The following is an 18,648-nucleotide window of genomic DNA, read 5'->3' as shown; positions in this document are numbered from 1 at the left end:
GAGCCCCCGGGGGAGGCCCCCGGGGGGCTCAGCTGGGCCAGTTCGGCTTGCGCTTCTCGTTGAACGCGGCGATGCCCTCGCGGCGGTCGGGGGAGAAGGCCACCGACCGCCAGGCGTTCTCCTCGATGTCCAGCCCGGCGTCCAGGCCGACGCCGCCGCCGAGCCGCATCGCGCGCTTGGCCGCCCGCACCGCCGTGGGCGAGTTCGCGGCGATCGTCGCGGCGATCGTCAGCGCCTCCTGCCGGGCCGAGCCCGCCGGGACGCGCCGGTCCACCAGGCCGTAGGCCTCGGCCTCGTCGATGCCCAGGCGGCGTCCGGTCAGCACCAGGTCGGCGGCGCGTCCCGTCCCCATCCGGCGCACCGCCAGCTGGGTGCCGCCGCCCCCGGGCACCAGCCCGACGGTCACCTCGGGCAGCCCGAACACCGCGGTCTCGTCCGCCACGATCAGGTCGCACGACAGGACGAACTCGCAGCCGCCGCCGAGCGCGTACCCGTGCACGGCCGCCACCACGGGCTGTGGCAGGTCGAGCACGCCGCGGAACGCGGCGCGCAGCACCGGCCGCTGCGCCAGCAGCTGGTCGTCGGTCATGCCGTTGCGCTCCTTGAGGTCGGCGCCCACGCAGAACGCCTTCTCTCCCGCCGCGCTCAGCACCACCGCGCGCACCGACGAGTCCGCCGCCACCTCCGCGCACACCTGCGCCAGGCGCCGTGCCAGCGCCGTGGAGATGGCGTTCAGGGTCTCCGGCCGGTCGAGCACGATCTCGGCCACGTGCGGGCTCGTCCCGTCCCGCCGCAACGTCACTCCGTCCACGCGAGCACTCTAAGATCTCCGGCTTCCACTGGCGATCGCGGGGTTGCGGTTGGATGGAGTGGTGAGCGAGTCACCGTACAGCGACCTCGGCAGGCCGCCGCTGCACGAGGGGGCGTTGCGCCGGCTGCTGGTGCGGCCGGGGACGTTGTGGACCGATGTCCGGGTCGTCCCCGAGACCGGGTCCACCAACGCCGACCTGGCCGCGCTGGCGCGGGAGGGCGCGCCGGAGGGCACCGTCCTGGTCACCGAGATGCAGACGGCCGGGCGCGGCAGGCTGGGCCGGCCGTGGTCGGCGCCGCCGCGCTCGGGGCTGATGTTCTCGCTGCTGCTGCGTCCGGCGGTCGGGGTGGCGCGGCTGGGCTGGGTGCCGCTGCTGACGGGGGTGGCGGTGGCGACGGCGGTGCGGCACATGACCGCATGGACGCCCCCCGCCGAGCAGCGGATCAACGACGGCGCGGCGGACGCGGCCGCCGAGCGGCCGGTGGACGTGCGCCTCAAGTGGCCCAACGACCTGCTGGTCGGGGAGCGCAAGCTGGCCGGGATCCTGGTGGAGAAGGTGGACGGCGCGCTGATCGTCGGCGTCGGGCTGAACGTCGGCCTGCGCGAGGACGAGCTGCCGGTGCCCACCGCGACCTCGCTGCTGATCGAGGGGGCCCCGCTCAGCGACCGGGCGCCGCTGCTGCGCGCGATCCTGCGCGAGTTCGAGGACTGGTACCGCGACTGGCACGCGCTGGACGGCGACCCCGAGCGCAGCGGCCTGCGCACCGCCTACAAGCGGCTGTGCGCCACGCTCGGCCGGTCGGTCCGGGTCATGCTGCCGGGCGACCAGGTGCTGACCGGAACCGTCCGGGACGTGGACGCGACCGGGTGCCTGGTGGTCGCCGCCGACGACGGGGATCGTGTGGTCAGCGCGGGGGACGTGGTCCACGTTCGGTGATATTGACCTCGACTTTGGCGGAATACCCATGAAGCGGACGAGCCAGGTCTTTGCCGGACCGATGGCCCCTTCCCGGACCGCGTCTGTCACGATATTGCGCGGAGGAGCGTACCGTAAGCGCACCACGAACCGCCGCTGACGTCCGCGACGTCGCCGGCAGGCGGAGGGCAAGGGAGATGTCTGCTGGGTTGCCGGATGAGCTGCCCGACCCCGGGCTGCCCGCCCCCAAGGAGGTCGAAGAGCTCCTGCTTGGCGGGCAGCTGCGCTACACCCGCGTCGACGCCGTGCGGCTGTCCGGCGTCAGCCGCGAGTTCTCCGGGCGGGTGTGGAAGGCCTTCGGCTACCCCTCGATGCCGGACGAGACCGTGGCCTACACCGAGGGCGACGTCGCCGCGCTGACCCGGCTCAAGCGGCTGATCGACGAGGGGGTGCTGGACGAGGACTCGGTCGTGCGCATGGTGCGCGCCTTCGGGCAGACCATGGCGCGGCTGGCCGAGTGGCAGGTCAACCTCCTGACCAACATGCTGCAGCGGGCCGACCCCGGCGAGGCGCCGCCGGCCGAGGCGATCCGGTCGATCGTCGACATCGCCGACAAGTACCTCGACGACTTCGAGCCGCTGGTCGTGCACGCCTGGCGGCGCCAGCTCGCCGCCGCCGGGACCCGGGCGCTGGCCTCGGCCGCCACCCGCGACGGCCGCGAGACCGACCCGGCCGCGCCCGCCGCCCGCAGTCCCATCACGGTCGGCTTCGCCGACATGGTGTCCTTCACCCAGGTCAGCCGGGAGCTGGAGGAACTCGAGCTGGCGCGCGTGGTGGAACGTTTCGAGGAGACCGCCTCCGACATCGTCGCCTCCTGCGGCGGGCGGCTGGTCAAGACGCTGGGCGACGAGGTGCTGTTCTGCGCCGAGGACCCGGCCGTCGGGGCGGAGATCGCGCTCAGCATCGCCGCCGCCGTCAAGGACGAGACCGAGGTGCCGGACGTGCGGGTGGGCGTGGCCTTCGGGCCGGTGCTGCCGCTGATGGGGGACGTGTTCGGCACCACCGTCAACCGCGCCGCCCGGCTGACCTCGCTGGCGCGTCCCGGCACCGTGGTGATCGACGCCGAGCTGGCGGCCGAGCTGCGGGACGAGCCGGCCTTCCAGACCACCCGGATCGTCCGGCGCCCGGTCCGCGGCCTGGGCATCATCCAGCCCTACGTGCTGCGCCGCATGTCCCCCAACGGCTTCCGTCCGCGCGACCCGCACGCCTGACCCGCGCGCCGGGCACGGGCGCGGGGGGACGGCGCCGTGGGACGCCCGGGGACGGTGGGCACCGTCCCCCGGGGCGGCCTCGGGGCGGGCGGTCAGTCGGCGCTGGGGGTGTTCTCGCCGGGGGCGTCGGTCAGCCGCAGCAGGTAGTTCTGCTCGCCGAGCGACTCGACGAGCGCCAGCTCGGTCTCCAGGTAGTCGATGTGCTCCTCCTCGTCGGCGAGGATGTCCTCGAAGATCCGGGCGGAGGTGACGTCGCCGCGCGAGCGCATCAGCTCGATGCCGGGGCGCAGCCGCGCCACGGCCTCCAGCTCGATCTGCAGGTCGGCGCGCAGCTGCTCGACGACCGTCTGGCCGATGCGCAGCGTGTTGAGCTTCTGGTAGTTGGGCAGGCCCTCCAGGAACAGGATGCGGTCGGTCAGCCGCTCGGCGTGCCGCATCTCGTCGATGGACTCCTCGCGGGTGTGCCTGGCGAGCCGGGTGTAGCCCCAGTTCTCCTGCATCTTGGCGTGCAGGAAGTACTGGTTGATGGCGGTGAGCTCCGCGGTGAGCTGCTCGTTGAGCAGGCCGATGATGTCCTTGTCGCCTTCCATGACGACCATGCTTCCACGTCCCGATTCATGTGGACAGCACTGAACCCCCGTACGGGACATCCGGGACCGGACGGGGTGACGCGGAAGACTCGCTCAGGCTGCGGTCGGCTGGACCGTCCCCCTCTCGCCGTCGCTCTCGGGGCCGTGCTGCCGGATGAGGCCGTAGAGCCGCTTGGTGCAGGCGCCGCAGCCGGGCTTCATGCCGCAGGCGGCGCGGACCTCGCGTGCCGTGCAGGCCCCCTGCGCCAGACAGCCGCGGACGTCGTCCTCGGTGACGGCGTGGCAGATGCAGACGTACATGCGGCGGGGACCTTCCTCGCTGACCTCTCCGGACCCGCGCGGCACCGCGTGGGGTGCTCGCACTAAGGCTGCCCTCAATAAGGTAAGGCATGCCTAAGGTAGTGGAAAGATGTCCGTTCTGACCAGAGCCCTCCCAATCGGTGTGATCCATCCCCTAGGGGGAAGCATCCCGACGGCGACCACGGGAGGGCGGGAGAGTGGAGAACCTGTGGCCGGGCGACGCGTATCCGCTTGGCGCCCATTTCGACGGTGCCGGAACCAACTTCGCGGTCTTCTCCGAAGCGGCCGAACGGGTGGAGCTGTGCCTGTTCGACGATGACGACGAGGAGGCCCGCTGGGAACTGCCTGAGGTCGACGCGTTCGTCTGGCACGGATACCTGCCGGGCGTGATGCCGGGGCAGCGGTACGGGTTCCGGGTGCACGGGCCGTACGAGCCCGAGCGCGGCCACCGCTGCAACCCCCACAAGCTGCTGCTCGACCCCTACGCGCAGGCGATCGAGGGCACCGTCGACTGGAACGAGGCGCGGGGCGCGGAGGCGCTGTTCGGCTACCGCTTCGGCGACCCGTGGTCACGTAACGACCTCGACTCCGCCCCGCACACGATGCGTTCGGTGGTCGTCAGCCCGTACTTCGACTGGGGCGACGACCGCCCGCCGCGCATCCCGTACCACGAGATGGTCATCTACGAGGCGCACGTCAAGGGCCTGACCGCGCGCCACCCCGACATCCCGGCCGAGCTGCGCGGCACCTACGCCGGGCTCGGCCACCCCGCGGTGATCGAGCATCTCACCGATCTCGGGGTGAACGCGGTGGAGCTGATGCCCGTCCACCAGTTCGTGCACGACGGGCACCTGCTCAAGCGGGGGCTGCGCAACTACTGGGGCTACAACACCATCGGGTTCTTCGCCCCCCACAACGAGTACTCCTCCGGGGGCTCGCGCGGCGAGCAGGTGCTGGAGTTCAAGGCGATGGTGCGGGCGCTGCATGAGGCGGGCATCGAGGTCATCCTCGACGTCGTCTACAACCACACCGCCGAGGGCAACCACCTGGGGCCGACGCTGTCGTTCCGCGGCATCGACAACGCCTCCTACTACCGCCTGGTGGACAACGACCCCCGGTACTACATGGACACCACCGGCACCGGCAACAGCCTGCTGATGCGCAGCCCCCATGTGCTCCAGCTCATCATGGACTCGCTGCGGTACTGGGTGACGGAGATGCACGTCGACGGGTTCCGCTTCGACCTGGCCGCCACACTGGCCCGCGAACTGCACGACGTGGACCGGCTGGCGGCGTTCTTCGACCTGGTGCAGCAGGACCCGGTGGTCTCCCAGGTCAAGCTGATCGCCGAGCCGTGGGACGTGGGGGAGGGCGGCTACCAGGTCGGCAACTTCCCGCCGCTGTGGACCGAGTGGAACGGCAAGTACCGCGACACGATGCGCGACTTCTGGCGCGGGCAGCCCGGCAGCATGCCCGAGTTCGCCTCCCGCCTGGCCGGCTCCAGCGACCTGTACGCCGACGACGGCCGCAAGCCGTTCGCCTCGATCAACTTCATCACCTGCCACGACGGCTTCACGCTGCACGACCTGGTCTCCTACGACGGCAAGCACAACGAGGCCAACGGCGAGGACAACCGGGACGGCACCGACGACAACCGGTCGTGGAACTGCGGCGAGGAGGGGCCCACCGGCGACCTGGAGATCCTCGCCCTGCGGGAACGCCAGAAACGCAACCTGCTCGCCACGCTGTTCCTGTCGCAGGGCGTGCCGATGCTGTCGCACGGGGACGAGCTGGGCCGCACCCAGCGCGGCAACAACAACGCCTACTGCCAGGACAACGAGCTGTCCTGGGTCGACTGGGAGGCGTTGCTCGACCAGTTCCCGCTGCTGGACTTCGTCCGGCGGCTGTCGGCGCTGCGGGCGCGCCACCCGGTGTTCCGGCGGCGCCGTTTCTTCGAGGGCCGCGCCGCCGAGGCGGCGCGGCGGCGTTCGGCGCGGGGCCGCGGCACGGGGGGTGGTGAGGCCCTGCCCGACCTGGTGTGGTTCACCCCGGGCGGACGTGAGATGACCGACGGGGACTGGAACGTCGGCTACGCCAAGTCGCTGCAGGCCTTCCTGAACGGCGAGGCCATCAGCGAGCCCGACCGGCGCGGCCGGCGGATCGCGGACGACTCGTTCCTGCTGCTGTTCAACGCGCACGACGGCGACCTGGGGTTCAAGGTGCCGCCCGTGCGCTACGGAGGGATGTGGTCAAAGGTGCTGGACACGGCCGACCCCATGCTGGCCGAGGAGGAGTCCCCTGTGGTGAAGGCCGGCGAGAGCGTGACGGTGGAGGCCCGGTCGGTCCAGGTGCTCCGCCGTGTCTGACGGAGAGGTCACGCGGGAGTCCCCCTTGGAGAGCACCCCCGGCGCGCGGGAGACGGCCCACCCGCCCACCGGCACGTACCGGCTGCAGTTGCGGGGAGGCACGGGCCCGGAGCGTTTCGGCTTCGCCGAGGCCGCCGCCCTCGCCCCCTACCTGGAGGCGTTGGGGGTCTCGCACGTGTACCTGTCGCCCGTCCTGCAGGCCGCCCCCGGCTCGACCCACGGTTACGACGTCGTCGACCCCACCCGGCTGTCGGAGGACCTCGGGGGCGAGGAGGCGTTCCGCGCGATGACGGCGCGGTTCCGTTCGCACGGGCTGCGGGTGCTGGTGGACGTGGTGCCCAACCACATGGCGATTCCGGTGCCGCCCACCCTGAACCGCGCGTACGCGTCGGTCCTGGAGGAGGGCGCCGGTTCGCCCTACGCGCGCTGGTTCGACGTGGACTGGGACGCGGGAGGCGGACGCATCGTCCCGCCAGGGGAGGGCGAACCCAACTACCGCCGGTTCTTCGACATCTCCGGCCTCATCGCCCTGCGCCAGGAGGATCCGGAGGTGTTCGCCGAGACGCACCGGCTGCTGCTGCGGCTGGTGGCCGAGGGCCAGGTCGACGGGCTGCGCGTCGACCATCCCGACGGGCTGAGCGATCCCCGCGGCTACCTGGAGCGGCTGCGGGCCGAGGCGGGCGGCTGCTGGCTGCTCGTCGAGAAGATCACCACCGGTGCGGAGGAACTGCCGACCGACTGGCCCTGCGCGGGCACCACCGGCTACGACGCGCTCGGCATGGTCGGCGGGCTGTTCCTGGACCCCGACGGGGAACAACCCCTGACCGAGACCTACGCGGCGCTCACCGGCGGCACCCCCGATTTCCGCGAGGTGGAGTTCGCCTCACGACGGTACGTGGCCGAACACGGGCTGCGTCCGGAGGTGGCCCGCCTGCACCGCGTGCTGTGCGGGGCGCTGCCGGCCCGTCCGAAGGACACCCTGGAGAGGGTGCTGGTCGAGCTGCTGGTGGCCATGCCCGTGTACCGCGCCTACGTGGTGCCGGGGGAGAAGGCCCCGGCCCAGGCATCCGATGTCCTCGCCCAGGCGGCCGAACGGGCCCGCGAGCACCTGCCCCCTGAGACGCACCCCGACCTGGACGCCGTCGTACGGCTCGCCCTCGGGCTCGACCCGGACGAGTCCCCGGCCCCCGCGGACCCCGGCGTGCAGGCGGCACGCCGCGAGTTCGTCGTGCGGTTCCAGCAGACCTCGGCCCCCCTGGCCGCCAAGGGCGTGGAGGACACGGCGTTCTACCGCTGGTCGCGGCTGGTGTCCCTGAACGAGGTCGGCGGCGACCCGGCGCGGTTCTCCGTCTCCCCGGAGGACTTCCACGCCTTCTGTGCCCGGCAGGCGCGCGACTGGCCCTCCGCGATGACGACGCTCTCCACCCACGACACCAAACGCCAGGAGGACGTGCGCGCGCGTCTGGCCGTGCTCAGCGAGATGGCGGGCCCGTGGGCGGCGGCGGTCCGACGCTGGCGCGCCTGGGCGGGAGACGGCTCGCCCCTGGAACCCGACCTGGACTACCTGCTGTGGCAGACGCTCGTGGGGGCCTGGCCCATCGAGGAGGGCCGCCTGGCGGAGTTCCTCACCAAGGCCATGCGCGAGGCCAAGACCCGCACGTCCTGGCTGGACGGCGACCCCGGCTACGAGGCGGCCGTGCTCGCCCACGCGCGCCGCGTCCTGGAGGACGCCGACCTGGTGGCCGACCTGGCCACGTTCGTGTCGCAGCTGGAGCCGTACGCGCGCGTCGTCATGCTCGGCCAGAAGATCGTCCAGCTCACCATGCCGGGCGTGCCGGACGTCTACCAGGGCTGCGAGCTGGTCGGCCTGTCCCTGGTGGACCCCGACAACCGGCGTCCGGTCGACTACGGCTCCCGCCGCGCCCGCCTGGCGCACCTGGACGCGGAGGGCGCGCCGCGCGACGTGGACGACCTGAAGCTGCTGATCACCTCGCGGACGCTGCGGCTGCGCCGCGACCACCCCGAATGGTTCAGCGCCTCGTACGAGCCCGCGCGCGTCACCGGGGCCACCTCGGCACACGCCGTGGCCTTTCTACGCGGCTCCGGCGCTCTCAGCGGCCGCGGTGGGCGTCCCGGCGGCGCGCGGGTCCTCACGCTGGCGACCCGGCTGCCCGTCGGCCTGGAGATTCACGGCGGATGGGGCGAAACGACCGTCGACGTCCCGGCGGGCCGCTGGCACGACCGCCTCACCGGCCGCGTCCACGAGGCCGGCGGCCCGCTGCCCCTCGCCGAGCTGCTCGCCGATCTCCCCGTCGCCCTGCTGGTCCGCGAGGAGCCCCGATGACGTGGTTCGAGGTGTGGGCCCCGAACGCCGAGAGTGTGCAGGTCGCGGTCGGCTCCCGAGACGATCTCGTCCGCCACCCCCTGCGCCCCCTGGACGGACGCCCTCCGGGCCGGTGGGGCGCGGCGGTCCCCGGGGCGGGCCACAGCACCGACTACGGATTCGTCCTCGACGACGGCGAGGTACTGCCCGACCCCCGCTCCCTGTGGCAGCCGTACGGGGCGCACGGCCTCAGCCGCGTCTACGAGCACGATCGGTTCTCCTGGACCGACCGACGCTGGCGCGGCCGTCCCCTGCGAGGCAGCGTCCTGTACGAGCTGCACGTCGGCACGTTCACCCCCGAGGGCACCCTGGACGCCGCCTGCGAACGGCTCGACCACCTGGTGGCCCTCGGCGTGGACGCCGTGGAGCTGATGCCCGTGGCCTCGTTCTCCGGCGAGCACGGATGGGGCTACGACGGCGTCCATCTGTGGGCGGTGCACGAACCCTACGGCGGCCCGGACGCGTTCAAACGCTTCGTCGACACCGCCCACGCCCTCGGGCTGGCGGTCGTCCTGGACGTCGTCTACAACCACCTCGGCCCCAGCGGCAACTACCTGCCCCGGTACGGCCCGTACTTCACCGACGCCTACAGCACCCCCTGGGGCGACGCGGTCAACTTCGACCAGGCGGGCGCCGACGAGGTGCGGGCGTACGTCGTGGACAACGCGCTGATGTGGCTGCGCGACCATCACGTCGACGGGCTGCGCCTGGACGCCGTGCACGCCATCAACGACCGCCAGGCCGTCCACATCCTGGAAGAACTCGCCGTCGCCGTCCGGGGCCTGTCGGCGCACCTGGGGCGCGAGCTGTTCCTCATCGCCGAGTCCGACCTGAACGACTCCCGGCTCGTCACGCCCCGGGAGGCGGGCGGCCACGGGCTCGACGCGCAGTGGAGCGACGACTACCACCACGCCATGCACGCCGCCCTCACCGGGGAGCGCCAGGGCTACTACTGCGACTTCGGCTCCCTGGACGCCCTGGCCAAGGCCCTGACGAAGGTGTTCGTCCACGACGGGACGTGGTCGACCTACCGGGAGCGCCGCCACGGCCGCCCCGTGGACGTGCTGCGCACCCCGGCCGACCGGTTCGTGTGCTTCCTGCAGAACCACGACCAGGTCGGCAACCGCGCCTCCGGGGACCGCCTCACCGCGTCCCTGCCCCCGGGCCTGCTCAAGGTGGGCGCGGCGCTGCTGCTGCTGGCGCCGTTCACCCCCATGCTGTTCATGGGCGAGGAGTGGGGGGCCACCACGCCCTGGTGCTACTTCACCGACCACGTCGAACCGGAACTGGCGCGAGCCGTCAGCGAGGGCCGCCGCCGCGAGTTCGCCCGGCACGGCTGGTCCGGCCACGTCCCCGATCCACAGGCTGTGGAGACCTTCCGGGGCTTGGTGCTCGACTGGGACGAACTCCACAAGGCCCACCACCCCGAGCTGCTGGAGTGGCACCGCTCCCTGATCGCGTTGCGGCGCTCCTGGCCCGAGCTGACCGACCCCAGGCTCACCGAGGTCCACGTCGAGACGGCACGGGAGGACACCGGCGAACGCTGGCTCGTGCTGCGGCGCGGCCGCGTCTCGATGGCGGCCAACCTGGGCACGCGGCCCGCCGAGATCGAGCTTCCCGCCTCGCGGCTGCTGCTGGCGTCCGACCCGGACGTGCGCCTGGACGAGTCGGCCGGCGCGGGCGCGTCCGCCGGGTCCGCCGAGGGACGGCCCCTGGCGCCGCGCTCGCGCGTCGCCCTCCCGGCGACCTCCGTGGCGGTCGCCGCCGCCTCACTCGTCCGTCCGCCGCGGGCCCGCGACCACTGACCCGGCCCGCGCCGACCCACCCCCCGGATCCGCGCGCGACCACCCCCGGAGCCGCGGAAGCGATCGGTGACACTCTCGTCACCGGTCGTTACGTCTGGATAGCTCCGGGTTGGTTGTAGTTCATCCGTGTTCGAGGATGTACTACGTGTGGCAAACCGCAGGTCAAGAGCGCGGCGGGTGCCGGGAAACGTTCATGAATGGTCATACGATCGACTCATGACCTCAGTACTGCTCGCCGAGGACGACACGTCCATCTCCGAGCCCCTGGCCCGCGCGCTGCGGCGCGAGGGGTACACCGTGGAAGTCAGCCCGGACGGCCCGCAGGCGCTGGAGCGGGCGCTCGGGGGAGGCGTGGACCTCATCGTGCTCGATCTCGGCCTGCCCGAGCTCGACGGCCTGGAGGTGGCGCGCCGCGTCCGCGCCGAGGGCCACGGCGTGCCCATCCTGATCCTCACCGCCCGCGCCGACGAGGTGGACACCGTCGTCGGGCTGGACGCGGGCGCCGACGACTACGTCACCAAGCCGTTCCGGCTGGCCGAGCTGCTGGCGCGGGTGCGCGCACTGCTGCGCCGCGGCAGCACCGAGACGCCGATCGTGCAGGGCGTGCGGATCGACGCCGAGTCGCGCCGCGCGTGGATGGGCGACCAGGAACTCCAGCTCACCACCAAGGAGTTCGACCTGCTGCGCGTGCTGGTGCGCGACGCGGGCAAGGTGGTGACCCGCGAACAGATCATGCGGGAGGTGTGGGACACGAACTGGTGGGGGTCCACCAAGACGCTCGACATGCACATCTCCTGGCTGCGTCGCAAGCTGGGGGACGACGCCGGCAGCCCGCGTTACATCACCACGGTGCGGGGCGTCGGCTTCCGGTTCGAACGCGGCGACTAGACCGGCCGCCATGACCATGCGGTTCTGTCGTCCGCGCCGGGCCCGCCGGTTCGTCCATGCCCGGCGGGCCTGCCGCCCGCGTCCGGGCGCGCGGCCCCGCTGCGGGGAGCGCCCGCCCGTGCCCGCGCCCTGCCACCACACGGCCTCGTGCCACCCGGCCTCATTCCACCCGGCCCCGTGCCGCCCGGCGTCCCGGCGCGCCGCCGATCCGGCGCGCTCGCGATGCGCGCCGCCTCCGCGCGAGGCGGGGCGGTCCCGGGATCGTCCATGCGGAGGAGGGACCGCGTGATCATGGCTTCGTCCCCGAAGGAGCCCTGATGAGGCGCCGGCTGCTCCTGTCGACGCTCGCGGTGGCGGTCGTCGCGATCCTGCTGCTCGGCATACCCCTCGCCTACGCCACGCACAAGCTGATCTACGAGGAGGCCCGGCAGTCGCTGGAGCGCGAGGCCTCGTCCATCCTCGGCGGAGTCGGCTTCAGCCTGGAGTCCCGCCAGCCGATCACCACGCAGAAGATCGCCCAGGAGTACCCGGGGCGGTTCATCACGATCACGCTGCCGGGCAACCAGGTGGTGACGGCGGGGGCGCGGCCGCCGAACGGCGCGGGCCTGCTGACCGCCTCGGCCGACGCCGGCGGCACGCACGTGCAGGTCTCCCAGGAGGCCAACGAGGTGCGTGACGCCGCGCTGCGCCAGCTGCTGCTGATCGGCAGCCTGGCCGCGCTCGGTGTCGCCGTCACCGTGGGCCTGGCCATGTTCCAGGCCCGCAAGCTCACCCTGCCGCTGATCGACCTGGCCGAGACCGCCGACCGGCTGGGCAGCGGCAACGCCCGGCCGCGCCGCCGCAGGTACGGCATCCCCGAGGTCGACCGCGTCGCCGAGGTCCTGGACCGCAGCGCGGTGCGGATCGCCGACCTGCTGGCGGCCAGCCGGGAGTTCGCCTCCGACGCCAGCCACCAGCTGCGCACCCCGCTGACCGCGCTGTCCATGCGGCTGGAGGAGATGATCGAGGCCGCCGACTACCCCGACGTGGTGCGCGAGGAGGGCGCGGCCGCCGTCGCGCAGGCTGAACGGCTGGTGGCGGTGGTCGAGCAGCTGCTGGCGCGGTCCCGGCACGACCGCACCGGAGCGGCCGTGCCCGCCCCGATCGACGACATCATCGCCCAGCAGGTGGAGGAGTGGCGCCCCATCTTCCGCCGGGCCGGCCGCGACATCCGCATCACCGGACGCCCCGGCCTGGTCGGCATGACCAGCCCGGAGGGGCTGTCCCAGATCATCGCCACTTTGCTGGACAACTCCCTGGTGCACGGCCGCGGTACCGTCACCATCACCACCAAGCCGGGCGCGAACTCGGTGGTGGTCGAGGTCGGCGACGAGGGCCCGGGCATCCCGCCCGAGCTGGAGGCCCGCATCTTCGAACGCAGCGTCACCAGCGGCAAGGGCACCGGCCTGGGCCTGTACCTGGCCCGGTCCCTGGCGGTGGTGGACGGCGGGCGGCTGGAGCTGATCCAGGCCCGTCCGGCGGTGTTCGGGGTGTTCCTGCGGCAGGCGTCGGAGGCCAGGCTGGCGGAGGAACGGGTCGTCAGCGGCCCTGTCTGACGGCCGCCTGCCGCGCGGCGTCGGCGGCCCGCCCGTTGACGGGGTGCCCGTTGACGGGGTGCCCGTTGACGGGGTGCCCGTTGACGGGGTGCCCGTTGACCGTGTGCCCGTTCACCGTGTGCCCGTTCACCGGGTGGTGGGCCGGGTGGTGGGAGCCGTTGACGGGCGCCCCGCCGGCCGGAGCGGTACCGGCGGCCGCCTGGCCGGAACCGGGCGCCGCACCCGCCTCCGGCAGGCCCGAGGCCGGGTCGACCTGCGGCGCCGTCGCGGGCAGGAACACCCACTTCTTGTACGACCAGAAGCGGAACAGCGTCGCCACCGCGGTGCCGACCACCAGCGCGCCGTTGTAGGCCAGCGCCCCGTGCAGCCCCAGCACGTAGTAGGTGAACCCGATGAACAGCTGCGTGATCACCAGGCCGACGCCGTTCAGCGCGAAGAACAGCACGTACTCGCGGCCCAGCCCGGTGCGGTCGCGGTGCCGGAACGTCCAGTAGCGGTTGGCCAGGTAGGCGAACGTGGCCGCCACGGCCGTCGCGATACCGTTGGACGACAGCGGGCCCATGCCGAGGCCGGTGTGCAGCGCGTTGCCCACGGCGAACGTGATGACGGACGCCACGGCGCCCACGCTGCCGAACTTCGCGAGCTCGTGCACGAGGTGCGCGAAACGTCGGTAGAGATTGGCGACCAGGCTCACGAAGGGGAACCGTCCTTCCGGACTTCGGATGCTGGGATCGGGCTCACCGGCGTGGGGCCCGGCGCCCCGCGCTCATACCGGGGCCAGAACGAGAATAGACGCATGGTGCCCGTGAGACGTCGGCAGTTGAACGATCGTTGTACCCGGCTCGGTTCCTGCCCCCGGCGATGGAGATCACACACCGTTGGACGCCGGGACGGCCGCGTTCGTTCATCCCTCGCGTCCCGATAGCCTTCTCCACGTGAAGAATCCAGCTCAGACGCCGGTTGTCGGAATGGTGGGCGGCGGCCAGCTGGCCCGCATGACGCACCAGGCGGCGATCTCGCTCGGAGTGCCGCTGCGGGTGCTCGCCCGTGACCCCGGCGAGTCGGCGGCGCAGGTCTGCGCGGACGTCCGAATCGGCGACGAGCGCTCACTGGACGACCTGCGCGCCTTCGCCAAGGACTGCGACGTGGTGACGTGGGACCACGAGCACGTTCCCCAGGAGCTCATCAAGGCCCTGGAGGAGGCGGGCACGGCCTGCCGGCCCGGCTCCGACGCCCTCCTGCACGCCCAGGACAAGCTGGTCATGCGCGAGCGTCTGTCGTCCTTCGGGGCGCCGTGCCCGGCGTTCTCCCACGTCCCGTCCCGCGCGCCGCTGGCGTTCCTGGAGGCGTTCGCCCGCGAGCACGGCTGGCCGCTGGTGCTCAAGGCGACCCGGGGCGGCTACGACGGCAAGGGCGTCTGGGTGCTGGACGCCCTCGACCGCGACACGGCCGAGCTGGTGAACCGGCTGCTGGACGAGGGCGTCGACCTCCTCGTCGAGGAGCACGTGGCCTTCCGGCGGGAGCTGGCGGCGCTGGTCGCCCGGTCCCCCTACGGCCAGGGCGCCGCGTACCCGATCGTGGAGACCGTCCAGCGCGACGGCATCTGCCACGAGGTGATCTCGCCCGCGCCCGGCCTGGACGAGGACACCGCCGCCGAGGCCCAGCGCCTGGCCCTGGACATCGCCGAGCACCTCGGCGTCACCGGCCTGCTGGCCGTCGAGCTGTTCCAGACCGACTCCGGCCTGGTCGTCAACGAGCTGGCGATGCGGCCGCACAACTCCGGGCACTGGACGATCGAGGGCGCCCGCACCTCGCAGTTCGAGCAGCACGTGCGGGCCGTCCTGGACCTGCCGCTCGGCTCCACCGAGGCCACCGCCCCGTACGTGGTCATGGTCAACGTGCTCGGCGGAGACGACCCGGACGTCTACCCCCGGTACGTGCACGTCATGGCGCACGACCCGGGTGTCCGGGTGCACATGTACGGCAAGCAGGTCCGTCCCGGACGCAAGATCGGCCACGTGACCGCGCTCGGCGACGACCTCGACGAGGTCCGCGAACGCGCCCGCCACGCCGCCGACTACCTGCGCTGGGGCCCCGCCATGAAGGAGCGTGGATGACAGAGCCCGTGGTCGGCGTGGTGATGGGCAGCGACTCGGACTGGCCCACGATGAAGGCCGCCGCCGAGGCCCTGGACGAGTTCGGCGTGCCCTACGAGGCCGACGTGGTCTCCGCGCACCGCATGCCGCACGACATGATCGCCTACGGGTCCGAGGCGGCGTCCCGCGGCCTGCGTGTGATCATCGCGGGGGCGGGCGGCGCGGCGCACCTGCCCGGCATGCTCGCCTCGGTGACGCCGCTGCCGGTGATCGGCGTGCCCGTGCCGCTCAGGCACCTGGACGGCATGGACTCGCTGCTGTCGATCGTGCAGATGCCCGCGGGCGTGCCGGTCGCGACCGTCGCCGTCGGCGCCGCCCGCAACGCCGGCCTGCTGGCCGTCCGCGTCCTCGCCGCCTCCGACGAGACGCTGCGCGCCAAGATGACCGAGTTCCAGCAGACCCTGTACGACCAGGCCAAGGCCAAGGGGGCCCGCCTGCGCGAAAGCCTCGGCTAACGGCGCAGCGCCCACTCCACGGCCGGGCAGCGGTCCATGACCACGTCGAGCCCGGCCTCCTGGGCCCGCCGCGCCGCGGCCTCGTCCACCACGTCCAGCGGCAGCCACACCGCGCGGGCGCCCACCGCGATGGCCTCGTCCACCGCCGCGCCCGCGTGCTCGGCCCGCCGGTAGACGCCCACCACGTCCAGCGGCCCCTCGTCCGCGGGGATCTCCGCGAGCGAGGTGTACCCGCGCTCGCCCAGCACCGTCGCCCCCGACGGATGCACCGGGATGATCCTCTTGCCGCGCTGCTGCAGCAGCCGCGCCTGCGTGTGCACCTCGCGCGCCGGGTTGTCGCCCAGCCCCACGAACGCCCACGTCCTGGACTCGTTCAACAGCCGCCGGATCACGTCCACATCAGCGAATTTCATACGCCGCACAACACCGCCCCCGGCAGATCGTTCCCGCGGCCCCGGCGGCCCGGGTCAGGGGCGGCCGAGGGCGCGGTAGGTCCAGCCGGCGGTGCGCCAGCGTTCGGGGTCCAGGGCGTTGCGGCCGTCGACGATGTTGCGTTCGGCGACGACGCCGGCCAGGGCGGCGGGGTCCATCTCGCGGAACTCCCTCCACTCGGTCAGGAGCAGGACGACGTGGGCGTCGCGGGCGGCGTCCAGGGCCGAGGTGCCGAACTTCAGGTCCGGGTGGGCGCGGCGGGCGTTGTTCATGGCCTGCGGGTCGTAGACGGTGACCGCGCCGCCCTGGGCGTGGATGGTGGCGGCCACGTCGAGGGCGGGGGAGTCGCGGACGTCGTCGGAGTCGGGTTTGAAGGCCGCGCCCAGCACGCCCACGGTGCGTCCGGCGAACGAGCCGCCGAGCAGCTCGCGGGCCAGGTCGACCATGCGGATGCGGCGCCGGATGTTGATCTCGTCGACCTCGCGCAGGAACGTCAGGGCCTGGTCGACGCCCAGCTCGCCGGCGCGGGCCATGAAGGCGCGGATGTCCTTGGGCAGGCAGCCGCCGCCGAAGCCGAGGCCGGGGCCGAGGAACTTGCCGCCGATGCGGTCGTCGTACGACAGCGCGAGCGACAGCTTGGTGACGTCGGCGTGTGCGGCCTCGCACACCTCGGCCATCGCGTTGATGAAGGAGATCTTGGTGGCGAGGAAGGCGTTGGCGGCCACCTTGACCAGTTCGGCGGTGGCGTAGTCGGCGACGATGAACGGGGTGCCCTCGCCGATCATGGACGAGTAGACCTCGCGCAGCACCTTCTCGGCCCGCTCGGCGGCGCCCTGGTCGTCCGGCACCCCGGCGACGATCCGGTCCGGGTGCAGGGTGTCCTTGACGGCGTAGCCCTCGCGCAGGAACTCGGGGTTCCAGGCCAGCACGGCGTCGCCGCCGGCGGGCGCCAGCTCGGCCAGCCGCGCCGCCAGCCGGGCGGCGGTGCCCACCGGGACGGTGGACTTGCCGACGACCAGGCAGGGGCGGTGCAGCCGCGGCGCCAGCTCCTCGATCGCCGCGTCCACGTAGGTCAGGTCGGCGGCGTACTCGCCGTGCTTCTGGGGGGTCCCCACGCACACGAAGTGCACGTCGCCGAAGTCGGCCGCCTCGTCGTAGGAGGTGGTGAAGCGCAGCCGTCCGGCGGCCAGGTTGCGGCGCAGGATCGGCTCCAGGCCGGGCTCGTAGACGGGCAGGTCGCCCGCGGCGAGCCGTTCGACCTTCGTGGCGTCGGTGTCCAGGCCGACCACCTCGTACCCCAGGTCCGCCATGCAGGCGGCGTGGGTGGCACCGAGATAGCCGGTTCCGATCACCGTCAGGCGGTGCGCCAAGACAACTCCTCTCGATCCGTCGCCAGTCCCCACCGGGACCTCGCCCCCGGCTCCAGTTGTAGTGCCCTCTGTCTTGCCCGCCCCTGACGGGTACCCCGTACGCGGCCGACGGACTTTACCGGCGGGTAGCATCTGCCGTATGAGTCCCGACTTTCCCACGTATGCCCCGTCGGACGAGCACGAGATGCTGCGCAGCACGGTCCGCGAGCTGGCCGAGGCCAAGATCGCGCCGTTCGCGGCGCAGGTGGACGAGGAATCCCGTTTCCCGCAGGAGGCGCTGGACGCGCTGGTGCAGAACGACCTGCACGCGGTGCACATCCCCGAGGAGTACGGGGGCGCCGGGGCGGACGCGCTGGCCACCGTGATCGTGATCGAGGAGGTCGCCCGGGTGTGCGGGTCCTCCTCGCTGATCCCGGCGGTCAACAAGCTGGGCACGGTGCCGGTGCTGCTGGCCGGCTCCGAGGAGCTGAAGAAAAAGTACCTGGCCCCGGTCGCGCGGGGGGAGGCGATGTTCTCCTACGCGCTGTCGGAGCCCGAGGCGGGGTCGGACGCCGCGTCGATGAAGACGCGGGCGGTGCGCGACGGGGACCACTGGGTGCTCAACGGCACCAAGATGTGGATCACCAACGCGGGGGTGTCGCAGTACTACACGGTGATGGCCGTGACCGACCCGTCGGCGGGGGCGCGGGGCATCTCGGCGTTCATCGTGGACAAGGACGACGAGGGCGTGTCGTTCGGCGCCAAGGAGCGCAAGCTGGGCATCAAGGGGTCGCCGACGCGGCAGGTGATCCTGGAGGACGTGCGGATCCCCGCCGACCGGATCATCGGCGCCGAGGGCACCGGGTTCAAGACCGCCCTGGCCACCCTCGACCACACCCGCATCACCATCGCCGCCCAGGCCCTGGGCATCGCGCAGGGCGCGCTGGACTACGCGCTGGGCTACGTCAAGGAGCGCAAGCAGTTCGGCAAGGCGATCGCCGACTTCCAGGGCGTGCAGTTCATGCTGGCCGACATGGCGATGCGGCTGGAGGGCGCGCGGCAGCTCACCTACCACGCGGCGATGAAGTCCGAGCGGGCCATGAACGGCGAGAAGGTGCCGGACCTGACGTTCGTGTCGTCGGCGTGCAAGTGCCTGGCCTCGGACGTGGCGATGGACGTCACCACCGACGCCGTGCAGCTCCTGGGCGGGTACGGCTACACCCGCGAGTTCCCGGTCGAGCGGATGATGCGCGACGCCAAGATCACCCAGATCTACGAGGGCACCAACCAGATCCAGCGCATGGTGATGGCCCGTCAGCTCCTCAAGTGAC

16 protein-coding genes are annotated in these 18,648 nt (G+C 72.5%); 10 read left to right on the top strand and 6 right to left on the bottom strand.

The window, feature by feature from the left end; translation table 11 throughout:
• Positions 1–28: 28 nt before the first annotated feature.
• Positions 29–811, bottom strand: a complete 783-nt coding sequence (locus tag ABD811_RS08910) for an enoyl-CoA hydratase/isomerase family protein (protein WP_344943667.1) — start codon at positions 809–811, stop codon at positions 29–31.
• Between the two features lie 61 nt (positions 812–872).
• Here ABD811_RS08910 and ABD811_RS08905 point away from each other — a divergent pair, with 61 nt between their 5' ends.
• Positions 873–1,748, top strand: a complete 876-nt coding sequence (locus tag ABD811_RS08905; protein WP_344943665.1) for a biotin--[acetyl-CoA-carboxylase] ligase — start codon at positions 873–875, stop codon at positions 1,746–1,748.
• A 176-nt stretch (positions 1,749–1,924) separates the two neighbouring features.
• A complete protein-coding gene (locus tag ABD811_RS08900; RefSeq protein WP_344943662.1) occupies positions 1,925–2,998 on the top strand; it encodes an adenylate/guanylate cyclase domain-containing protein in 1,074 nt (357 codons plus the stop codon).
• 92 nt (positions 2,999–3,090) lie between these two features.
• Here ABD811_RS08900 and bfr read toward each other — a convergent pair whose 3' ends face one another.
• Together bfr and ABD811_RS08890 are read right to left on the bottom strand one after the other, a co-directional pair.
• A complete protein-coding gene (gene bfr / locus ABD811_RS08895; protein ID WP_344943659.1) occupies positions 3,091–3,588 on the bottom strand; it encodes a bacterioferritin in 498 nt (165 codons plus the stop codon).
• Between the two features lie 93 nt (positions 3,589–3,681).
• Positions 3,682–3,888 carry a (2Fe-2S)-binding protein gene (locus ABD811_RS08890; RefSeq protein ID WP_344943656.1) on the bottom strand — a complete coding sequence of 69 codons (207 nt, stop codon included), beginning with the start codon at positions 3,886–3,888 and terminating at the stop codon, positions 3,682–3,684.
• A gap of 197 nt (positions 3,889–4,085) precedes the next feature.
• On the opposite strand from ABD811_RS08890, the gene glgX reads away from it, so the two are divergent.
• The 5 genes from glgX (at position 4,086) to ABD811_RS08865 (ending at position 12,925) form a co-directional block, all read left to right on the top strand.
• Positions 4,086–6,254: a glycogen debranching protein GlgX gene (gene glgX, locus ABD811_RS08885; RefSeq protein ID WP_344943653.1), complete on the top strand. Its 2,169-nt coding sequence runs from the start codon at positions 4,086–4,088 to the stop codon at positions 6,252–6,254.
• Positions 6,247–8,598 (top strand): malto-oligosyltrehalose synthase, encoded by a 2,352-nt coding sequence (treY, locus tag ABD811_RS08880; RefSeq protein WP_344943651.1) that lies wholly within the window; start codon positions 6,247–6,249, stop codon positions 8,596–8,598. The genes glgX and treY overlap by 8 nt, the downstream gene beginning before the upstream one ends.
• Positions 8,595–10,442, top strand: a complete 1,848-nt coding sequence (gene treZ, locus ABD811_RS08875; protein ID WP_344943648.1) for a malto-oligosyltrehalose trehalohydrolase — start codon at positions 8,595–8,597, stop codon at positions 10,440–10,442. The genes treY and treZ overlap by 4 nt, the downstream gene beginning before the upstream one ends.
• 216 nt (positions 10,443–10,658) lie before the next feature.
• Positions 10,659–11,330 (top strand): response regulator transcription factor, encoded by a 672-nt coding sequence (locus ABD811_RS08870; RefSeq protein WP_019629095.1) that lies wholly within the window; start codon positions 10,659–10,661, stop codon positions 11,328–11,330.
• A gap of 317 nt (positions 11,331–11,647) precedes the next feature.
• On the top strand, positions 11,648–12,925 hold the full coding sequence (locus ABD811_RS08865; protein WP_344943645.1) for an ATP-binding protein: 1,278 nt from the start codon (positions 11,648–11,650) through the stop codon (positions 12,923–12,925).
• Here the strand turns inward: ABD811_RS08865 and ABD811_RS08860 are convergent.
• A complete protein-coding gene (locus tag ABD811_RS08860; protein ID WP_344943642.1) occupies positions 12,909–13,619 on the bottom strand; it encodes a GtrA family protein in 711 nt (236 codons plus the stop codon). The genes ABD811_RS08865 and ABD811_RS08860 overlap by 17 nt on opposite strands.
• A 241-nt stretch (positions 13,620–13,860) precedes the next feature.
• Here ABD811_RS08860 and ABD811_RS08855 point away from each other — a divergent pair, with 241 nt between their 5' ends.
• Together ABD811_RS08855 and purE are read left to right on the top strand one after the other, a co-directional pair.
• On the top strand, positions 13,861–15,042 hold the full coding sequence (locus ABD811_RS08855; RefSeq protein WP_344943638.1) for a 5-(carboxyamino)imidazole ribonucleotide synthase: 1,182 nt from the start codon (positions 13,861–13,863) through the stop codon (positions 15,040–15,042).
• Positions 15,039–15,536 carry a 5-(carboxyamino)imidazole ribonucleotide mutase gene (purE, locus tag ABD811_RS08850; RefSeq protein WP_344943636.1) on the top strand — a complete coding sequence of 166 codons (498 nt, stop codon included), beginning with the start codon at positions 15,039–15,041 and terminating at the stop codon, positions 15,534–15,536. The genes ABD811_RS08855 and purE overlap by 4 nt, the downstream gene beginning before the upstream one ends.
• On the opposite strand, the gene ABD811_RS08845 is transcribed toward purE, so the two are convergent.
• On the bottom strand, positions 15,533–15,949 hold the full coding sequence (locus ABD811_RS08845; protein ID WP_344943633.1) for a CoA-binding protein: 417 nt from the start codon (positions 15,947–15,949) through the stop codon (positions 15,533–15,535). The two genes, purE and ABD811_RS08845, sit on opposite strands and share 4 nt — an antisense overlap.
• A gap of 54 nt (positions 15,950–16,003) precedes the next feature.
• Positions 16,004–17,278, bottom strand: a complete 1,275-nt coding sequence (locus tag ABD811_RS08840) for a UDP-glucose dehydrogenase family protein (RefSeq protein WP_425549386.1) — start codon at positions 17,276–17,278, stop codon at positions 16,004–16,006.
• Positions 17,279–17,477: 199 nt separating this feature from the next.
• On the opposite strand from ABD811_RS08840, the gene ABD811_RS08835 reads away from it, so the two are divergent.
• Positions 17,478–18,647: an acyl-CoA dehydrogenase gene (locus ABD811_RS08835; protein ID WP_344943628.1), complete on the top strand. Its 1,170-nt coding sequence runs from the start codon at positions 17,478–17,480 to the stop codon at positions 18,645–18,647.
• The last annotated feature ends 1 nt before the right edge of the window (position 18,648 follow it).

This window comes from Actinomadura miaoliensis, assembly GCF_039536785.1.
Lineage (GTDB): Bacteria > Actinomycetota > Actinomycetes > Streptosporangiales > Streptosporangiaceae > Spirillospora > Spirillospora miaoliensis.
Note: the sequence above shows the minus strand (reverse complement) of the source record. Positions and strands in the feature narration are given on the sequence as shown.

Bases quoted from the DNA above. Each gene is read 5' to 3' on its own strand.
- ABD811_RS08900 (WP_344943662.1), top strand. From the start codon at position 1,925: ATGTCTGCTGGGTTGCCGGATGAGCTGCCCGACCCCGGGCTGCCCGCC.
- bfr (WP_344943659.1), bottom strand. From the start codon at position 3,588: ATGGAAGGCGACAAGGACATCATCGGCCTGCTCAACGAGCAGCTCACC.
- ABD811_RS08890 (WP_344943656.1), bottom strand. From the start codon at position 3,888: ATGTACGTCTGCATCTGCCACGCCGTCACCGAGGACGACGTCCGCGGC.
- treZ (WP_344943648.1), top strand. From the start codon at position 8,595: ATGACGTGGTTCGAGGTGTGGGCCCCGAACGCCGAGAGTGTGCAGGTC.
- ABD811_RS08870 (WP_019629095.1), top strand. From the start codon at position 10,659: ATGACCTCAGTACTGCTCGCCGAGGACGACACGTCCATCTCCGAGCCC.
- ABD811_RS08865 (WP_344943645.1), top strand. From the start codon at position 11,648: ATGAGGCGCCGGCTGCTCCTGTCGACGCTCGCGGTGGCGGTCGTCGCG.
- purE (WP_344943636.1), top strand. From the start codon at position 15,039: ATGACAGAGCCCGTGGTCGGCGTGGTGATGGGCAGCGACTCGGACTGG.
- ABD811_RS08845 (WP_344943633.1), bottom strand. From the start codon at position 15,949: ATGAAATTCGCTGATGTGGACGTGATCCGGCGGCTGTTGAACGAGTCC.
- ABD811_RS08840 (WP_425549386.1), bottom strand. From the start codon at position 17,278: ATGGCGGACCTGGGGTACGAGGTGGTCGGCCTGGACACCGACGCCACG.
- ABD811_RS08835 (WP_344943628.1), top strand. From the start codon at position 17,478: ATGAGTCCCGACTTTCCCACGTATGCCCCGTCGGACGAGCACGAGATG.